The 18369-nt window shown below is 31.6% G+C and carries 16 protein-coding genes; 14 read left to right on the top strand and 2 right to left on the bottom strand.

Features of this window, described 5'->3' with window-relative positions:
* The first annotated feature begins 42 nt into the window (after positions 1 to 42).
* The 14 genes from LPB87_RS05580 to LPB87_RS05645 all read left to right on the top strand — a co-directional run bounded on the left by LPB87_RS05580 (position 43) and on the right by LPB87_RS05645 (position 17276).
* On the top strand, positions 43 to 2307 hold the full coding sequence (locus LPB87_RS05580) for a M1 family metallopeptidase (RefSeq protein ID WP_129538011.1): 2265 nt from the start codon (positions 43 to 45) through the stop codon (positions 2305 to 2307).
* 566 nt (positions 2308 to 2873) lie between these two features.
* On the top strand, positions 2874 to 3491 hold the full coding sequence (locus LPB87_RS05585; protein ID WP_229990998.1) for a GNAT family N-acetyltransferase: 618 nt from the start codon (positions 2874 to 2876) through the stop codon (positions 3489 to 3491).
* Between the two features lie 4 nt (positions 3492 to 3495).
* On the top strand, positions 3496 to 4689 hold the full coding sequence (locus LPB87_RS05590) for an argininosuccinate synthase domain-containing protein (RefSeq protein WP_195736327.1): 1194 nt from the start codon (positions 3496 to 3498) through the stop codon (positions 4687 to 4689).
* Positions 4682 to 5659, top strand: coding sequence for an N-acetyl-gamma-glutamyl-phosphate reductase (argC, locus tag LPB87_RS05595; RefSeq protein WP_129538012.1), 978 nt, complete (start codon positions 4682 to 4684; stop codon positions 5657 to 5659). Before LPB87_RS05590 ends, argC begins: the two co-directional genes overlap by 8 nt.
* A gap of 148 nt (positions 5660 to 5807) precedes the next feature.
* Positions 5808 to 6947 (top strand): aminotransferase class III-fold pyridoxal phosphate-dependent enzyme, encoded by a 1140-nt coding sequence (locus tag LPB87_RS05600; RefSeq protein WP_129538013.1) that lies wholly within the window; start codon positions 5808 to 5810, stop codon positions 6945 to 6947.
* Between the two features lie 53 nt (positions 6948 to 7000).
* Complete coding sequence (locus LPB87_RS05605; protein WP_230605226.1) at positions 7001 to 8197, top strand: glutamate-5-semialdehyde dehydrogenase; 1197 nt, start codon at positions 7001 to 7003, stop codon at positions 8195 to 8197.
* Between the two features lie 230 nt (positions 8198 to 8427).
* The gene (proB, locus tag LPB87_RS05610; protein ID WP_230605227.1) at positions 8428 to 9189 is read left to right on the top strand and encodes a glutamate 5-kinase; all 762 of its coding nucleotides are present in this window, start codon (positions 8428 to 8430) and stop codon (positions 9187 to 9189) included.
* Positions 9190 to 9457: 268 nt separating this feature from the next.
* Entirely contained in the window at positions 9458 to 10405 is a 948-nt protein-coding gene (locus LPB87_RS05615) for an N-acetylornithine carbamoyltransferase (RefSeq protein ID WP_129538016.1), read from the top strand.
* Positions 10406 to 10501: 96 nt separating this feature from the next.
* Entirely contained in the window at positions 10502 to 11278 is a 777-nt protein-coding gene (gene argB / locus LPB87_RS05620; protein ID WP_230605228.1) for an acetylglutamate kinase, read from the top strand.
* Positions 11279 to 11365: 87 nt separating this feature from the next.
* Positions 11366 to 12436, top strand: a complete 1071-nt coding sequence (locus LPB87_RS05625; protein ID WP_230605229.1) for a M20 family metallo-hydrolase — start codon at positions 11366 to 11368, stop codon at positions 12434 to 12436.
* Positions 12437 to 12632: 196 nt separating this feature from the next.
* A complete protein-coding gene (locus LPB87_RS05630; RefSeq protein WP_230605230.1) occupies positions 12633 to 13628 on the top strand; it encodes a virulence RhuM family protein in 996 nt (331 codons plus the stop codon).
* Positions 13629 to 13698: 70 nt separating this feature from the next.
* Positions 13699 to 14979 (top strand): argininosuccinate lyase, encoded by a 1281-nt coding sequence (argH, locus tag LPB87_RS05635; RefSeq protein ID WP_230605231.1) that lies wholly within the window; start codon positions 13699 to 13701, stop codon positions 14977 to 14979.
* Positions 14980 to 15100: 121 nt separating this feature from the next.
* Positions 15101 to 16099, top strand: a complete 999-nt coding sequence (locus LPB87_RS05640; protein WP_230605232.1) for a DUF2157 domain-containing protein — start codon at positions 15101 to 15103, stop codon at positions 16097 to 16099.
* Positions 16083 to 17276 carry a hypothetical protein gene (locus tag LPB87_RS05645; RefSeq protein ID WP_230605233.1) on the top strand — a complete coding sequence of 398 codons (1194 nt, stop codon included), beginning with the start codon at positions 16083 to 16085 and terminating at the stop codon, positions 17274 to 17276. The genes LPB87_RS05640 and LPB87_RS05645 overlap by 17 nt, the downstream gene beginning before the upstream one ends.
* 55 nt (positions 17277 to 17331) lie before the next feature.
* Here the strand turns inward: LPB87_RS05645 and LPB87_RS05650 are convergent, their stop codons facing one another.
* Positions 17332 to 17874 (bottom strand): HD domain-containing protein, encoded by a 543-nt coding sequence (locus LPB87_RS05650; RefSeq protein ID WP_230605234.1) that lies wholly within the window; start codon positions 17872 to 17874, stop codon positions 17332 to 17334.
* A gap of 17 nt (positions 17875 to 17891) precedes the next feature.
* The gene (gene ytxJ / locus LPB87_RS05655) at positions 17892 to 18281 is read right to left on the bottom strand and encodes a bacillithiol system redox-active protein YtxJ (RefSeq protein WP_129538021.1); all 390 of its coding nucleotides are present in this window, start codon (positions 18279 to 18281) and stop codon (positions 17892 to 17894) included.
* Positions 18282 to 18369: the final 88 nt, after the last annotated feature.

Here is an 18369-nt window from a genome sequence, read left to right on the forward strand (position 1 = left end):
ACCTTTTTTTTTCATTAATTTGCTAGATAAACACCAACAAAAATGAAAAAACTCTCTTTGAGAGCCATATTGTCTATGGCTTTATTGTTTGGAATTTCGGCCACATGGGCACAACAAGTTCCTTCTGCAAATACTAATCCTATTTCTAAATACGATTATTATGAAGCATTCTCTCCATTGTTCTATTCAAAAAACGGAACCACAACCCGTTCAGCAAGTGGTCAGCCGGGTGCTGAATATTGGCAAAATAGGGCAGATTATAAGATTACTGCAAGATTAAATGGAGTTACGAATGAAATTATTGGTACAGATGAAATCACTTATACCAACAATAGTCCAGATAAGATGTCTTTTGTTTGGCTTAATTTAGATCAAAACTTATTTAAGGAAGATTCACGAGGAAATGCTGTAGTACCTTTAACAGGAAGTCGTAACGGAGCTCAAGGTCAGGTTTTTGATGGTGGAAATAAAATTAAATCAGTAAAAGTAACTGTTTTTAATAAGAAAAAATCTGTTGAAACTGATGCAAAATATATTGTTACTGATACAAGAATGCAGATTTTTCTTCCAGAAGAATTAGCAGCAAAAGGAAGCAGTGTTAAAATTAAAATTGAGTTCTCTTACATAGCTCCAAATGAAGGATCAGATAGAACAGGAGTTCTTGAAACTAAAAATGGGAAAATTTTTACTATAGCACAGTGGTATCCACGTATGTGTGTGTATGATGATGTAAGAGGCTGGAACACACATCCATATTTAGGAGCATCAGAGTTTTATTTGGAATATGGTGATTTTGACTTGAAATTAACTGTTCCTGCTAATCATTTTGTAGTTTCTTCAGGTGAATTAGTAAATGCTTCTGAGGTTTATACTGCCGAACAACAAAAACGTTTAAAAGAAGCCGCTCAAAGTGATAAGACTGTTATGATTCGATCTGCTGAAGAGGTTGCATCTGCTGTGGCTGCTCCAGTAAATGGAGAAAAAACATGGCATTATCAAATGAAAAATGCACGTGATGTTTCTTGGGCATCTTCGGCAGCATTTATTTTAGATGGTGCAAAGATTAATTTACCTAGTGGTAAAAAGTCATTAGCTCTTTCAGCTTATCCAGTAGAAAGCGCAGGAGATGCTGCTTGGGGGCGTTCTACAGAATATACTAAAGGAGCAATCGAAAATTATTCTAATAAATGGTTTGAATATCCTTATCCAGTTGCAACAAACGTAGCAGGTAATGAAGGAGGAATGGAATATCCTGGTATTGTATTTTGTAGTTGGGAGTCTAAAGGAGAAGATTTATGGGGAGTTACAGATCACGAATTTGGACATATTTGGTTTCCAATGATTGTAGGTTCAAATGAAAGATTATTTGGGTGGATGGATGAAGGATTCAATACTTTTATCAACTCATTAAGTACTGCTGAATTTAATAAAGGGGAGTACAAAGAAGCGCCAAGAGATATGCATAAAATGGCTGAGATGTTTACTAGTCCAAAGCTAGAAACTGTGATGAGTTCTCCAGATAATATGAAGGAAGCAAACATTGGATTGTTGTGCTACTATAAACCAAGTTCTGCTTTGGTAATTCTAAGAGAACAAGTATTAGGAAAAGAGCGTTTCGATATCGCATTCCGTACCTATATTGAGCGTTGGGCTTACAAACATCCAACACCAGATGACTTCTTCAGAACAATGGAAAATGTTGCTGGAGAAGATTTAAGTTGGTTCTGGAGAAGTTGGTTTGTAAATAACTGGCGTTTTGATCAAGGTATTAACGCTATCAAATATGTGAAAAATGATCCTAAAAATGGAATTATTATCACTATTGAGAACTTTGAAAAAATGGCAATGCCTGTTATAATAGATGTAAAAACTAAAAGTGGTAAAGTTTCTAGAGTAAAATTACCAGTTGAAATCTGGCAGAGAAATGTAGAATGGTCTTTTAAATTTGATTCTACAGAAGAAATTGAAAGTGTTTCAATTGACCCTGATCATGTTTTTCCAGATAGCAATGTAAGTAATAATGTATGGACAGCCGGAAGTGGTAAAATTGAAAAAGATGTTGTTTTAGATTCTTATCTAGGTACATATTCTAGTAAAATCTCACCTCTAAAAATTATATTCACAGAAAAAAATGGAGCTTTAACAGTAGAGTTGCCAAACTATCCTAAATTTTCACTTCAGCCTGTTGCTGATGCAGTTGATACTTTTGAATCAAAACGAGCTGGATTAAAATTTGCATTTAGTAAAACAGGATTGAAAATGACAATTTTAGAGAACTCACAAGTAATGGAATTTACAAAAGAGTAATTAAAAATTTAATTATGAAATAGAGCTTATAAGCTTTTTTATAGACCTTTATGAGGTTTTAATTAATGAAATCGGCTGTTTGAGTTAGACTCAAATAGTCGATTTTTTTTATTAAAAATTTAATTTTCACTCAGAAATTAGCTGTTATGATGCGATAAATCTGCAGAAACAACATTTTATTAAAAAAATGTTACAATTTTTGATTAACGTGTTGTAATTAAAAAAAAGATGTAAATTTGCATCGATGAATAAAATAAGTTTACATATAACTTCTTTGTCACGGACAAACTCAGTTGCTACTTCTCCCGAAGTACGGATACTATCTATATAGTATTCAAAAGAGTTTTTCGTTGTATTTATTTATATTCATTTTTTTGTCTTGAAATTACCTAAGTTGTCCTTTGGACAAACACATCCTAGAAGTACATTTTATTTAAAAATTTCTCAGTATCATCTTTTTGATATTAAGGGTTTTACGTATATTTTATTTAGCTTTGCTGAAGCAACTCTTGGGTTTCAGAAAAAAAATCATGTTTTATTTTTTAACCCTAACTTCAACTATTGAAATGAAGATCTCTATTGTTGTAACACAAGAAGAACATTATAAATATGCGCAAGAAATTTGCGATACCATAGAGTCGTCTGCCTTATTGAGAGGTACCGGAATTGCTAAAAGAACTCCAGAGTACATTCAGAAAAAAATGGAGAACAGAGACGCATTGATCGCATTGGCTGATGGTAAATTTGCAGGGTTTTGTTATATCGAAAGCTGGCAACATGGCAAGTTTGTGGCTCATTCTGGATTAATAGTACATCCCGATTATAGAAATTTAGGTTTAGCCAAAAAAATCAAATCAAAAGTTTTTGACTACTCATTAGAAAAATACCCTGATGCCAAAATATTTGGTATAACAACTGGTTTGGCTGTTATGAAAATCAATTCAGATTTGGGATATAAGCCAGTTCCCTTTTCAGAACTTACAAGTGATCCAAGCTTTTGGGCAGGTTGTAAAACTTGTACAAATTATGAAATATTAAAAAGTAAAGAAAATAAAATGTGCTTATGCACAGGAATGTTGTACGATCCAAAAGAAAAACAAAAAGATCCGCCAAAACATCCATTTAACGTAAAAGTACTCAATAGATTAAAATCAATTAAACAAGCCCTTTTCTTAAAAAAATAAAATTATGAAAAAAGTTGTATTAGCTTATAGCGGAGGATTAGATACTTCGTACTGCCTTAAATATTTAAAAAATGAAAAAGGATATGAAGTCCACACTGTACTTATTAATACAGGAGGTTTCGATGAAGAAGAACTAAATGCTATTGAAGAAAGAGCTTACGAATTAGGAAGTGCACAACATGCAAATCTTACAATCGTAGATAAATACTATGATAAAGCTATAAAATATTTGATTTATGGAAATGTACTAAAAAATAATACCTATCCATTATCTGTAAGTGCAGAACGTGTTTTTCAAGCTATTGAAGCAATAAAATATGCTAAAAAAGTTGGAGCAGAGGCAATTGCACATGGAAGTACAGGAGCGGGAAATGATCAAATTAGATTTGATTTAATTTTTCAAACTATCGCTCCCGAAATTGAAATCATTACTCCAATTAGAGATTTAAAATTGTCAAGACAAGAAGAAGTTGACTATTTGCAAAAAAATGGAGTTCATTATTCTTGGGAAAAAGCACAATATTCGATCAATAAAGGACTTTGGGGAACGAGTGTAGGAGGAAAAGAAACTTTAACTTCTAATCAGGCTTTACCAAGTGAAGCATATCCATCGCAATTAGAAAAAGATGGTGAAGAGAAGGTAACTTTACAATTTGAAAAAGGAGAATTAGTAGGTGTGAATAACATTAAAAATACACCAACAAAAAATATTGTTATCTTAGAAAAACTAGCTAATGCGTATGCAATTGGTAGAGATATTCACGTAGGAGATACGATTATCGGTATTAAAGGAAGAGTAGGTTTTGAAGCAGCAGCACCTTTAATAATTATAAAAGCACATCATTTATTAGAGAAACATACATTAGGTAAATGGCAGCAATATTGGAAAGAACAGTTAGGAAACTGGTACGGAATGTTATTCCATGAAGGTCAGTTTTTGGATCCTGTAATGCGTAATATTGAAGCTTTCCTTGAGGATACTCAAAAAACTGTAAATGGAACTGTAATTGTTTCATTAAAACCATATCACTTTTCGCTTGACGGAATTGAATCAGATAATGATTTAATGAATACAGGATTTGGTCAATACGGAGAAATGAACAACGCTTGGACATCTGATGATGCCAAAGGATTTATTAAGATTTTAGGAAATGCCCAAAATATATTTTCATCCGTAAATCACTTAGACTATGATTAATGTTGGAATAATAGGCGGTTCAGGCTATACAGCTGGGGAATTGATAAGAATATTAATGTATCACCCTAATGTGAATATCGATTTTGTGTACAGTACCACTAATGCGGGTAAGCCATTATCTGTAGCACATCACGATTTATTAGGAGATATTGAAATGGATTTTACCGATGCAATTAACCCAGATGTAAATGTATTGTTCTTATGTTTAGGTCATGGAAAGTCTATTTCATTTTTACAAGAAAATAAATTTGCAGGTCATACTAAAATTATTGATTTAGGAAATGATTTTAGATTGACTAAAGATTCAATTTTTGATGGAAAACAATTTGTTTATGGATTGCCAGAATTGAATAAAACGGCTATTAAAAAAGCAAATTATATTGCCAATCCAGGTTGTTTTGCTACCGCAATTCAATTAGCATTGTTACCCTTGGCAAAAAATCAGCTTTTAGAAAATGACATACATATTAACGCTACAACAGGAAGTACTGGAGCAGGCGTAAGTCCTTCAGAAACTACACATTTTAGTTGGAGATCAAATAATATGTCGCATTATAAAGCATTTGATCATCAACATTTAGGAGAGATAAATCAAAGTGTAAACCAACTGCAGGCAACTTATTCAAATGAGTTACTTTTTATTCCAAATAGAGGAGATTTTGCAAGAGGAATTTTTGCAACATTATATACTACTGCAGAAGAGAGCTTAGATGAAATCGTAGCAAAATATGAAGATTTTTATAAAAATGAACCGTTTGTAACAGTAACTACAACCAATATCAATATGAAACAGGTTGTACAAACAAACAAATGTATTATTAGTTTAACTAAAAAAGGAAATCGGATATTGATTACTTCAATAATCGACAACTTAACCAAAGGAGCTTCTGGGCAAGCAATTCAAAACATGAATTTAATGTTTGGATTACCAGAAACGACAGGTTTACATTTGAAACCAAGCGGATTTTAGAAAAATTTGTTTCAGGATTCAAGTTCTGCGTTCAGTGCATAACTTGAAATATCAATGCTGAAACTTAAACTAGTTTCGAGTTTGAAGTTTCACGTTCTAAATATAACTTGAAACTTTAAACCTGAAACAAAATAAACAAAAAGAAGACATGAATTTATTTAACGTATACCCACTTTATGACATAACTCCTGTAAAAGCAATAGATTGCACAATTACAGATGATAACGGAGTAGAGTATTTAGATTTATATGGTGGTCATGGAGTAATTTCTATTGGTCATACACAACCAGATTATGTATCGAAACTTAAAAATCAATTAGATAATTTAGGTTTTTATTCTAATGCAATTCAGAATCCTTTGCAGGTAGAATTAGCAGAGAAATTAGGAAAGCTTTCAGGATTAGAAGATTATGAGTTGTTTTTATGCAGTTCAGGAGCAGAAGCAAATGAAAATGCATTGAAATTAGCTTCTTTTCATAACGGAAAATCAAGAGTTGTTGCTTTTGATAATTCTTTTCACGGAAGAACTTCAGCTGCAGTTGCAGTTACAGATAACAAAAAAATCGTAGCTCCAATAAATGCACAGCAAGTAGTTACTTTCTTGCCTCTTAATAATATCGAATTAGTAGAAGCAGAACTTGAAAAAGGAGATGTTTCGAGTGTAATTATTGAAGGAATTCAAGGAGTAGGTGGTTTGGATGAGGGGACAACTGAATTTTTTCAGGCTTTAGAAAAAGCTTGTAAAAAACATGGTGTAGTTTTAATTTTAGATGAAGTACAATCAGGGTATGGGAGAAGCGGAAAGTTTTTTGCATACCAACATCATAATATCAAAGCCGACATTATTTCGGTGGCAAAAGGAATGGGGAATGGTTTTCCGGTTGGAGCAATTTTAATTTCTCCAGAATTTGAAGCTAGTTTCGGATTGTTAGGAACTACTTTTGGAGGAAGTCATTTATCTTGTGCAGCAGGAATTGCAGTTTTGGATGTAATGGAAAAATTAAAATTACAGGATAATGTAAATGAAGTTTCTGCTTACTTTTTTGAGCAAATCAAGCAAGTGCCTCAAATTATAAAAGTAAAAGGAAGAGGATTGATGCTTGGTGTGGAATTTGATTTTGAAATTGGAGCACTTCGTAAAAAATTAATTGTAGAGAAACATATTTTTACAGGAAGCGCCAACAACAAAAATCTATTAAGAATTTTACCTTCATTAACAGTAAAAAAATCAGATATAGATGTATTTATTGTTGCATTGAAAGAAAGTTTAGCCGAATTAGGACATTAGTTTTTCATTGCTAACTACATACAACAACTACCAAACAACCAACTATAAAAATTATGAACCACCAATTATCAATTGAAAAGCGAAATTTGGTTTTGCTCTCGATGGCAAAGCTTGTCGAAGAAGAAAGAAACCAAATAATTCTGACGAATCAAGCTGATCTAGCCGCTTACAATGGCACAGATTTAGCGATGGAAGAACGTTTAAAAGTCGATAATAAGAAGATTGATGAAATGATTTTGTCATTGAATCAGTTAGCATCTCAGGAAGATCCTGTTGGTGTAGAAAGGTTTCATTTTATACATGAAAATGGGATTAAAGTCAGTAATAAAACGGCAGCTTTTGGTACGATATTGATTATTTATGAATCAAGACCCGATGTAACAATTGAAGCTGGTGGAATTGCCTTTAAATCAGGAAATAAAATTTTACTTAAGGGAGGAAAAGAAGCATTAAAATCTAATCTAAAGATTGTAAGTTTATGGCATAAAGCTTTAGCAGAGAATAATGTTTCGACAGAGTGGGTTGAGTATTTAAATTTTAATAGACAAGAAACACAGGCTTTTTTAGAAAAACCAACACAAAAAGTAGATTTAATTGTGCCACGTGGTGGAGAGAAGTTAATTGAATTTGTAAAAGCGCATGCTACTTGTCCAGTAATTGTAAGTGGCCGTGGCAATAATTTTGTTTACGTTCATAAAGAAGCAGATACAGACATTGCATTGAAAGTAATTTTGAATGCAAAAACATCTAAAATCTCAGCTTGTAATGCAATAGATAAGGTCTTAATAGATTCTCGATTGCCAAATTTTGAAGGGTTTTTGGCTATTCTAATAGAGGAGCTAGATGAATCAAAAGTAGAGATTATTGTAGATAAAACATTAGAATCTTTTGCAAATACAAGCGTTTTGAAAAATGAAGATATCTGGTATGAAGAATTTTTGGATTATAAAATTGTATTAGGGGCAATCGCTTCAGAAGAGGAGGCCATTGCAAAAATTAATAAATATTGTGGAGGGCATTCAGCTGCAATTATTACAAGAAATAAAGCTGTTGCTCAGGAATTTATGGAATCGATTGATGTTGCGGCGGTTTATCATAATGCATCAACTCGATTTACTGATGGAGGGCAACTTGGTTTAGGTGGAGAATTAGCTATTAGCACAGATAAACTGCACCAACGGGGACCAATCGGATTGCAACATCTAGTTACCAATAAGTGGTATATTTATGGAGAAGGGCAAATTAGGTAATTTAGACTTCTTGGATTGTTAGACTATCTTAGAATTTTAGATTGATGATTAACGATTTTTGATTTTAAAATTTAGTAATAGACATAGCTTTGCGAACTTAGCGTTTGTAAACACAAACAATATAAAAGAGTCTAGCACTCCCAATAGTTATTGGGATTGCGGTTAAAAAAATATACAGTTAAAAGAAAATTTACAATATAAAAACTCAGAACCTTAGCCACTTAAAAAAAATGACTAAAAAAAGGATTTTATTAAAAATTGGAAGTAATACGTTAACCAAAGAAACCAATCATATTTCGAGAGGAAAGATTGAGGATATTGGAATGCAAATTGCTGCTTTAAATGATAAGTACGAATTTGTGATTGTAAGTTCTGGAGCTATTGCCGCAGCGAAACAATTTGTGAAACTAGAGAGCAAAGGGAAGGAAATTATTGTAAAACAAGCTTTAGCATCGATTGGTCAGCCTCATTTAATGCGGATTTTCCATGAGAACTTTAGCGATTTAGGTTTGTTGACCTCACAATGTTTGTTGTCCTATTCTGATTTTGAAAAAGAACAATCCAAAATCAATATTGTAAATACAATAAATGTTTTAGTAGAGAACAATTACATTCCTATTATTAATGAAAATGATACTGTAGCAACCGATGAAATTCAGTTTGGAGATAACGATAAACTAGCTGCATTAACGGCTGTTTTATTAAATGTAGATATTTTGATAATTGCTACGAATACAAGCGGAATTTATACGAAAGCATCTATCCATAATGAAGTACCAGAAACGATAGCTTTAGTGAATGATCTACAGCTTTTAGAAAAAGAAATTGGAGAATCTAAGTCGTCACACGGAACAGGAGGAATGCAATCAAAAATTGAAGCTGCAGCAATTGCCAAAGCAGCAAATATTGAAACCTGGATTGTAAATGGATTAGATGATAATTTTATTTTAAAAGCATTAAAAAATGAAATTCCTTTTACCAAGATTGTGTAAAGATGTTGATTTGGTTAATCGTTAATTCGAATAATGATTATTGAATAAGAACACGGATGATAAAGGTTTTTAGAAATGAGAATAAAAAAGAAAACATAAACTATATTTTTAATTCAAATTATGATGATTGTCAAAAGAAGAACACGGATAGTGCGGATTTACTAATGTAAAGACACAAATAAAAACAGATACTATTCTTAAAAATGTTGATTCGGTTAATCGACTATTCGGTTAAACAGTTAAACAAATAACAATTAAACAATATATTATGAACTATATTTCAATTCAAGATATCAACTCATTATCAAAATGGGTTAAAGGGGCGTTAAAAATCAAGAAAAAGCCACTAAAAAATCAACACTTAGGTAAGAACAAAACCTTAGGGATGTTATTTTTTAATCCGAGTTTAAGAACGCGTTTGAGTACTCAAAAAGCAGCTTTAAACTTAGGGATGAATGTCATGGTAATGAATTTTACTAATGAAGGTTGGACATTAGAGTTTGAAGATGGAGCAATTATGAATTCTGGTGCTTCAGAGCATATAAAAGAAGCTGCAGAAGTAGTTTCACAGTATTGTGACATAATTGCGATTCGTGCCTTTGCAGGTTTAGAAAGTAAAGAAAAGGATTATGCTGAAACTGTTATTTCAGGATTTATAAAACACGCAACAGTACCTATTGTAAATATGGAAAGTGCAGTTCGTCACCCAATGCAATCTTTGGCAGATGCAATTACAATGGAAGAGTATAAAACCAAACATAGACCAAAAGTAGTCCTTTCTTGGGCGCCACATCCTAAGGCTTTACCTCAGGCAGTTGCAAATTCATTTGTAGAAATGATGCAAATGCAAAAGAATATGGACTTTGTAATTACGCATCCAGAAGGATATGAATTAAGTCCAGAAATAACAAAAGACTGCAAAATTGAATATGATCAAGATAAAGCATTCGAAAATGCTGATTTTGTATATGTGAAAAACTGGAGTAACTTTAATGACTATGGTAAAGTAACAAATTTAGATCCAACGTGGACAGTTACTGCCGAAAAAATGGCTTTAACAAACAACGGAAAATTTATGCATTGTCTTCCAGTTCGTCGTAATGTAATTGTGAGTGACGAAGTTTTGGATGGCGAAAATTCAATCGTAATCGAGCAAGCAAATAACAGAACATATTCAGCACAATTAGTGTTACAGAAGATTCTAAAGAAATTATAATTTTATAGGTGCAAAGGCACAAAGTTGGGAAGGTTCAGCGATTTTACAAACTGAATCTAAGCTTTGTTTCTTTGTTCCTTTGAACCTTTGAACCTCATGAAAAAAGTTACAGTAATAAAAATAGGCGGAAACATAATTGATAATCCATCAGAATTAGAACAGTTTTTAACTGATTTTTCTAAAATAGAAGGTCAGAAAGTATTAGTTCATGGAGGAGGAAAATCGGCTACTAAAATGGCAGAAAGTATTGGTTTGGTTCCGCAAATGATTGATGGCCGTCGTATAACAGATGCTGCAATGCTAGATGTTGTGGTGATGATTTACGCAGGTCAGATTAATAAAAATATTGTAGCGCAATTACAGTCTAAAAATAATAATGCAATTGGATTTTCGGGAGCTGATGGAAATTTAATCCAATCAACAAAAAGAAATCATCCAACAATCGATTATGGTTTTGTGGGTGATGTAAAACAAGTTAATACAAATTTACTGGCTACATTATTAGAAAATGAAATTGTACCAGTTTTTTGTGCAATTACACATGATAAAAAGGGACAATTGCTAAACACAAATGCTGATACGATTGCAAGTGAATTAGCGATTGCTTTATCTGAAGTCTTTGAAGTTACACTTACATATTGTTTTGAAAAACAAGGTGTTTTGTCAGATTCAGAAGATGATTCATCGGTAATCACAGAAATAAACGAAGCTTTATATGCACAGTTAAAAGCCGAAAAGGTGATTCATTCCGGGATGATTCCTAAGCTAGATAATTGTTTTAACAGCTTGTCTAAAGGAGTTCAAACAATAAAAATTGGACACCATAGCATGTTGCAAAATTCTAATATATTGCACACAACGATTAAATTATAAAAGAAAAAAGTTGCTAAGTTTCTAAGAAACCATGATTTTTGCAATCTTAGAAATACAGAATCTTAGTACCTCAGTACCTATTTAAAAATGAAAAATATAGAAACGCTCCAGCAAGAAGCAATAGCATTATTGAAAAGTTTAATCGAAACCCCTTCTTTTTCAAGTGAGGAAGATCAAACGGCACTTTTAATCGAAAATTGGTTCAATCAAAACGGAATTCCTTTTAAGAGAGAAAACAATAATGTGTGGGCTTTCAACAAGTATTTTGATGAAAAGAAACCAACACTTTTACTTAATTCACATCACGATACAGTAAAACCAAACCAAGCATATACTAATGATCCTTTTAAAGCTATTGTAAAAGACGGCAAATTATTTGGATTAGGAAGTAATGACGCAGGAGGTTGTTTGGTTTCGCTATTGGCAACGTTTGTACATTTTTATAACAACGAAAAGTTACCATATAATTTGGTAATCGTAGCTTCTGCAGAAGAAGAGAGCAGTGGGAAAAATGGATTAAATAGTGTTTTACAACATTTACCAGAGTTGGATTGCGCAATTGTAGGGGAGCCTACATTGATGCAATTGGCTGTAGCCGAAAAAGGATTATTAGTGCTAGATGTTAAGGTAAAAGGTACAGCAAGCCATGCTGCACATCAAAATGAAGATAATTCATTATATAATGCTATTCCGGTAATGGAATGGTTTAGAAACTATAAATACGATAAAATATCCGATGTTTTAGGGCCAGTAAAAATGACTGTAACTCAAATAAATGCAGGAAAACAGCATAACGTAGTGCCATCAGAATGTGATTTGGTAGTAGATATTCGTGTAAATGATTGTTATTCAAATACCGAGATTTTAGAAGTGGTAAAAACCAATGTAAAAGCTGAAGTAACACCGCGTTCTATGTATCTTAATGCATCCTCAATACCAGTAGCACATGCTTTGGTTCAAGCAGGAATTGCTCTAGGAAGAACAACTTATGGTTCGCCAACGCTTTCGGATCAATCCGTTTTAAGCTGCCAGTCATTAAAGTTAGGACCAGGAGAAACATTACGTTCACACTCGGCAGACGAATTTATTTTTATCAATGAAATCGAAGAAGGAATCGAATTGTATATTAAAATACTAACTGATTTCTTTAAATTATAATATTATCTTCTTGTTATTTTTTGTCATCCAGAGCGGAGTCGAAGGATAATTAGGAGCTCTTTCCCGCTATTCGTTTCAATCTTTTCCTGGCTAAAGAAACCAGAAAAAGGATTTTCACTGCTATCGGGGCTAGAAATAATATATAGATAAAAGAATTTTTATTTGATTAACATAACGAGCTACTAAAAAAATAAATATGCAAAAACCAATTTTACTATACCAAACTGCAAACACCAATATAAAAGTTGAAGTAACTTATATTGATGAAAGCTTTTGGTTAACTCAAAAGGCTATTGCTGAATTGTTTGGAGTAGAATCTAATACTGTAAATTATCACATAAAGGAAATTTTTAAGAGTCAGGAACTAGAAGAAATTTCAACTACTCGAAAAATTAGAGTAGTTCAAAAAGAAGGGAATCGTCAAGTAAATCGAGAACTAGATTTTTATAATCTTGACTTAATTATCGCTGTCGGATATCGTGTAAATTCAAAACAAGCAACTCAATTTAGAATTTGGGCAACCAAAACTTTAAAAGAATTTATCATAAAAGGATTTGTATTAAATGATGAAATGTTAAAAAATGGTTCATCATTTGGTAAAGATTATTTTGAAGAGTTATTAGGTAAAATCAGAGAAATAAGGTCTTCTGAAAGAAGGTTTTATCAAAAAATAACAGATATTTATGCACTTTCTGCAGATTATGAAAGTACTGCTTTAGAAACAAAAAAATTTTTCGCATCAGTACAAAACAAATTGCATTGGGCAATTTCAGGAAAAACGGCTGCTGAAATCATTTACACAGAAGCAGATGCTACAAAAATGCATATGGGCTTATCAACATGGAAAGATGCTCCGGATGGTAAAATTCAAAAAACAGATGTTGTAATTGCTAAAAACTATTTGAGTGAAAATCATATTCAGGAATTAAACAGAATTGTTTCAGCTTATTTAGATTTAGCCGAGAATAATGCAAAAAGGCAATTATTGATGAATATGGAGGATTGGAGTAAATTTTTGAATAATTTTCTTCAACTTTCAAATTATCCAATTTTATTAGATAATGGAAAAATTTCACAATTTGAAGCAAAAATAAAGGCAGAATCTGAATTTGATAAATTTAGAATAATTCAAGATCGAGATTATATTTCTGATTTTGATAAAGAAATTTTAAAAATTAAAGAAATCAGATAATTTAAGGAATAATATAAACTGAGGAGATTTGATTATCTAATTAGTCTAATAAATCAAAAAAATCTAAGTTATGAAACTTTGGGAAAAAGGAATACCAACTGATAAACAAATCGAACAATTTACTGTTGGGAATGATAGAGAGCTTGATTTGGTTCTGGCTAAATACGATGCATTGGGGTCAATAGCACATGCAAAAATGTTGGGTCAAATAGGGCTTTTAACTGCAGATGAAACCAATTCGTTAGTGGATGCATTAAATGAAATCATTGCCGATGCCGAAAAAGGAAATTTTGTAATCGAAGATAGTTTTGAAGATGTACATTCCAAAATCGAATATTTACTAACAGTGAAATTAGGCGATGCAGGGAAGAAAATCCACACAGCACGTTCTCGTAACGATCAAGTTTTGGTTGATGTGCATTTATACCTTAAAGATGAAGTAAAAGCATTAAAAGAACAAGTAAAAAGCCTTTTTGACTTGTTGATGGAATCAGCCGAGAAACATCAAAATGTATTATTGCCAGGATACACACATTTACAAATAGCAATGCCGTCATCATTCGGAATGTGGTTTTCTGCTTATGCAGAGAGTCTTATTGATGATATTACAATGCTTAATGCTACTGCCAAAATTGTAGATCAAAATCCATTAGGATCAGCGGCAGGTTATGGAAGTTCATTTCCTATAAATAGAACATTTACAACAAAAGAGCTAGGATTCGAAACTTTAAAGTACAATGCAGTAGCTGCGCAAATGAGTCGTGGTAAAGCAGAAAAAACAGTTGCTTTTGCAATGAGTAGTGTTGCAGCAACACTGTCTAAATTTGCAATGGACGTTTGTTTGTATATGAGTCAGAATTTTGATTTTATCAGCTTACCATCGCATCTTACAACAGGTTCGAGCATCATGCCGCATAAAAAGAACCCTGATGTATTTGAATTAATTCGTGGTAAATGTAACAAAATACAAGCATTACCATATGAAATCACTTTAATTACAAATAACTTACCCAGTGGCTATCATAGAGATTTACAGCTTTTAAAAGAAGGACTGTTTCCAGCAATTCAAAATCTTAAAGCTTGTTTAGACATTGCAATTTTCTCCATAAAAGACATTGCGGTAAAAGACCATATTTTAGAAGATAAAAAATACGATTACTTGTTTACAGTAGATACATTAAATGAAATGGTTGTAGCAGGAATGCCGTTTAGAGATGCATATAAAGAAGTTGCTGAGCAATTAGAAAATGGTACATTTAAGTCTCCTAAAGAAACAAAACATACACACGAAGGAAGTATTAATAATTTGTGTTTAGATGCTATAAAGGATAAGATGAAGAGTTCTTATTAATTCACGAAAATGCGCTATGATTTCATAGCGCATTTTTTTTTTGGTAAATCCTTTTTTATTGAAAACAGAAAATTCATACTAAATACATATATTTGATACATAGTTATCTTAAAGTAATAGTATGACACAATTTGATGAACAGGCAACTCAAAAACTTTTTGAGAAGAACTTAATTACCGAAGAACAATTTGTGCAGGTAAAAGCCTATCGCAGTTTAGGGATTTTTTCGCTACATAACGAATTAAAGTTATTCCTATACCTATCGGTTTTGTTATTTACAACAGGAATCGGAATCTTGATTTATCAAAATATAGATACAATAGGTCATGTCGCTATTTTATCTTTGCTTCTAATTGTAACAGTAATCTGTTTTTATTTTTGCTTTAAAAATTCAAAAGGATTTCAAAAAGAAGATTCTAGTTTTGAAAATCCAGTATTACAATATTTAGTCCTTACGGCTACAATTCTTAGCTGTATTTTTGTAGGGTACATTCAATTTCAATACGAGCTATTCGGGACTCATTATGGTTTGGCAACATTAGTTCCTACAATTATTAGTTTTTTTTGTGCTTATTATTTTGATAATAAAAGTGTATTAACAATTGCTGTAACAGGTTTAGCAGCTTATATAGGTCTTTCGGTAAGTCCGCAAACCTTACTTAGCAATGATTTTTATACAACAGATACCTTAAGTTATTCGGCAATTATATTAGGAGGATTATTAATCCTTTGGACTATTTATAGCGCAAAGATTAATTTAAAAATACATTTCAATTTTATTTACCTTACTTATGCTTTGCATTTGATAAGTATTGCAGCGATCAATAACCTATTTCAAGGTTATTGGTTAATTTTTGCAATTGTCTTAGGAGCTTCTGCTTATTATTTCTACAAAGTAAGCTATCAGATTCCAGCAATTTCATTATTTGTGTTTACAATTATATACGCCTACATTGGTATTAATATTATAGTTTTTAAATTTTTAGAGTTTATAAATGCCGATGATTTCTTTGAATTTATAATGGTTTTAACTCCTTTTTACATAATAGGATCTATTGTTTTATTTATCATATTAATTAAAAATTTCAATAAACAAAAAGCAAATGATAGTATACGATAAGAATTTATTGAAGAATATTTTTTTGGTTAATGAAGCAGAGAACTTACAGAAAGCTAATTTTATAACCAAAGAGCAATTAGATACTGTTTCTAAAGAATTGCCAGTGCTTAAAAGTCAGGACAATATATTAATTCGTATCGGTTTCTTTCTATTAGGAGTTTTTTTATATTCATCTATATGTGGTACAATTTCTTTATTAGGAATAGGTGCTTCTTCGAATGATTTTTTTATTGCTTTAATTTACCTTTTCGCAATAGTTGGGTTTGTTGGGACTGAGCTTTTAGCGCAGCAAAAATATTATAGGTATGGTTTAGATGATGCTTTTGTATTGGGAGCACAATTAACCTTGGCAATAGCTGTGGCAATGACTTTTACTACAAGTATATTACGAATAAGTAATGCAGATGTATTATCAAGTATGATTACAGTAACGGTTGTTTCTTTTTTTATGTATTTGCGTTATTTACATTTGTCTTCTGCACTGATTTTTTGTTTGGCATCAACTACAACATTAGGATTTGTCTTCTTTAATTATATTGAGCTGGGGAGTGTTATTCTGCCATTTGTATTTATGCTTTATGCAATTGGAATGTATTGTAGCAGTAAAGTGCTTCTTAAAAATTTGAAAGAACCTTTTTATTATAATGGAATTTTACTAATGAAAAATTTTAGTAAGGTATTATTCTATCTTTCGGGGAATTATTTTGTTGTAAGAGAGTTTTCTGCAAGCTTATCTGGTGGTTATTATGAAATAAGTCCGGAAATTCCATTTAGCATGTTCTTTTGGATTTTTACGTTTATAGTTCCCGTACTTTATTTGTTTTTTGGATTACGTAACAAAGATAGAGTTTTGCTTTGGATTGGTTTTCTATCCTTTTGTTTTTCAATTTTTACTTTTAGAACCTATCATCATGTTTTACCGACAGAAGTAGCGTTAACTTTTGGGGGATTATTGCTATTTGCATTTACTTACTTTGCAATAAGAAAAATAAGAGAGAATGAAAAAGGAGTAACATTTAAATCGGACCGATTTGATAACTCAAATTCATTATTAAATGCCGAAGCTTTAATTATAGCATCCACATTTGGAATGAAGCCAGAAGTTAAGCCTGAGGAATCACCAATGGAGTTTGGAGGAGGAGATTTTAGTGGAGGAGGCTCAGGAGGAAGTTTTTAATTAAAAGCAAATACCGAATTGAAGATTAAAATATTCTTGCTAAGGCAGGAATATTTTAATCAATATAAAATTCATATTCTTGTATTTTTACTTGCAAACGATTTTCCAAATATTGATTTGCTCCTTTTAATTTTTCTAAAATAGACTCAGCTTCATTTTTGTATTTTCTTTTTTTAAGACTATTCCATGTTTTAGGAGGTTTCTGTAAGTTAGTTATCCTATCTGCTAATTTTACAGCCCAAACTTCTTTTCTTTGAGATGAAATTCGGTTCAAACTATCAAGCATTCTTTCTTCTTTTGGTAAATTACCATTCTTTGTGAGGGCAGAAACACCTTTGGCTATTTCAATTCCAAATTCAAGTTCTAATTCATCAAATGTTGTAGCTGTATCTTCTAAAGTGTCATGTAATAATGCAATCTGAGTAGCAAAATTTAAATCAAATTCCTTAGTATTACTTGCGGCAATTAAAATTTCCATTGCCACATTGCTTAAATGAACAATATACGGTAGTTGAGAATCAGGAATAAGCTGATTGCTTTCTGAATGTTTAAGGGCAGCAAAAATTATTGTTTTTTGATAAATTGATTGAATATCCATTTAGTTTTATTCAAAAATTACACTTTAGTTTTTAAAGTTTCAGCGTCAATATCACTATGAGAAACATCATATATTGATTTTCCGTCTTTAATAAGTAATAATTGAGGAGATTGATGAACGACATTAAAACGAGATGCTATTTCATTAGAAACATCACGATGTGCTATTAAATCAAGAAAATAAGCCTTAACTTTATTGTCTAAATCAAACTCTTTTTCAAATTGTTTTAGGGCCATTCTGCTAATACTACATCTTGTACTGTGTTTAAATATAAGAATTTGCTTATCTTTAGACTCAGTTACGATTTCGTCTAATTGGTCTACACTTGTTAAAGGGATCCAGTTTATTTTGGTTTCTGATGATTCATTTTGATCAGAATTTCCAAATAATGATGATAGAAAACTCATATTTTGTCGTTATTTATGACTTTTTGACATTTAAAAATGATAAAAATCAAATTATAAGCGTCATTTTGTCTGTTTTTTTATTGTGGAA

Source organism: Flavobacterium sp. EDS, from assembly GCF_020991525.1.
GTDB lineage: Bacteria > Bacteroidota > Bacteroidia > Flavobacteriales > Flavobacteriaceae > Flavobacterium.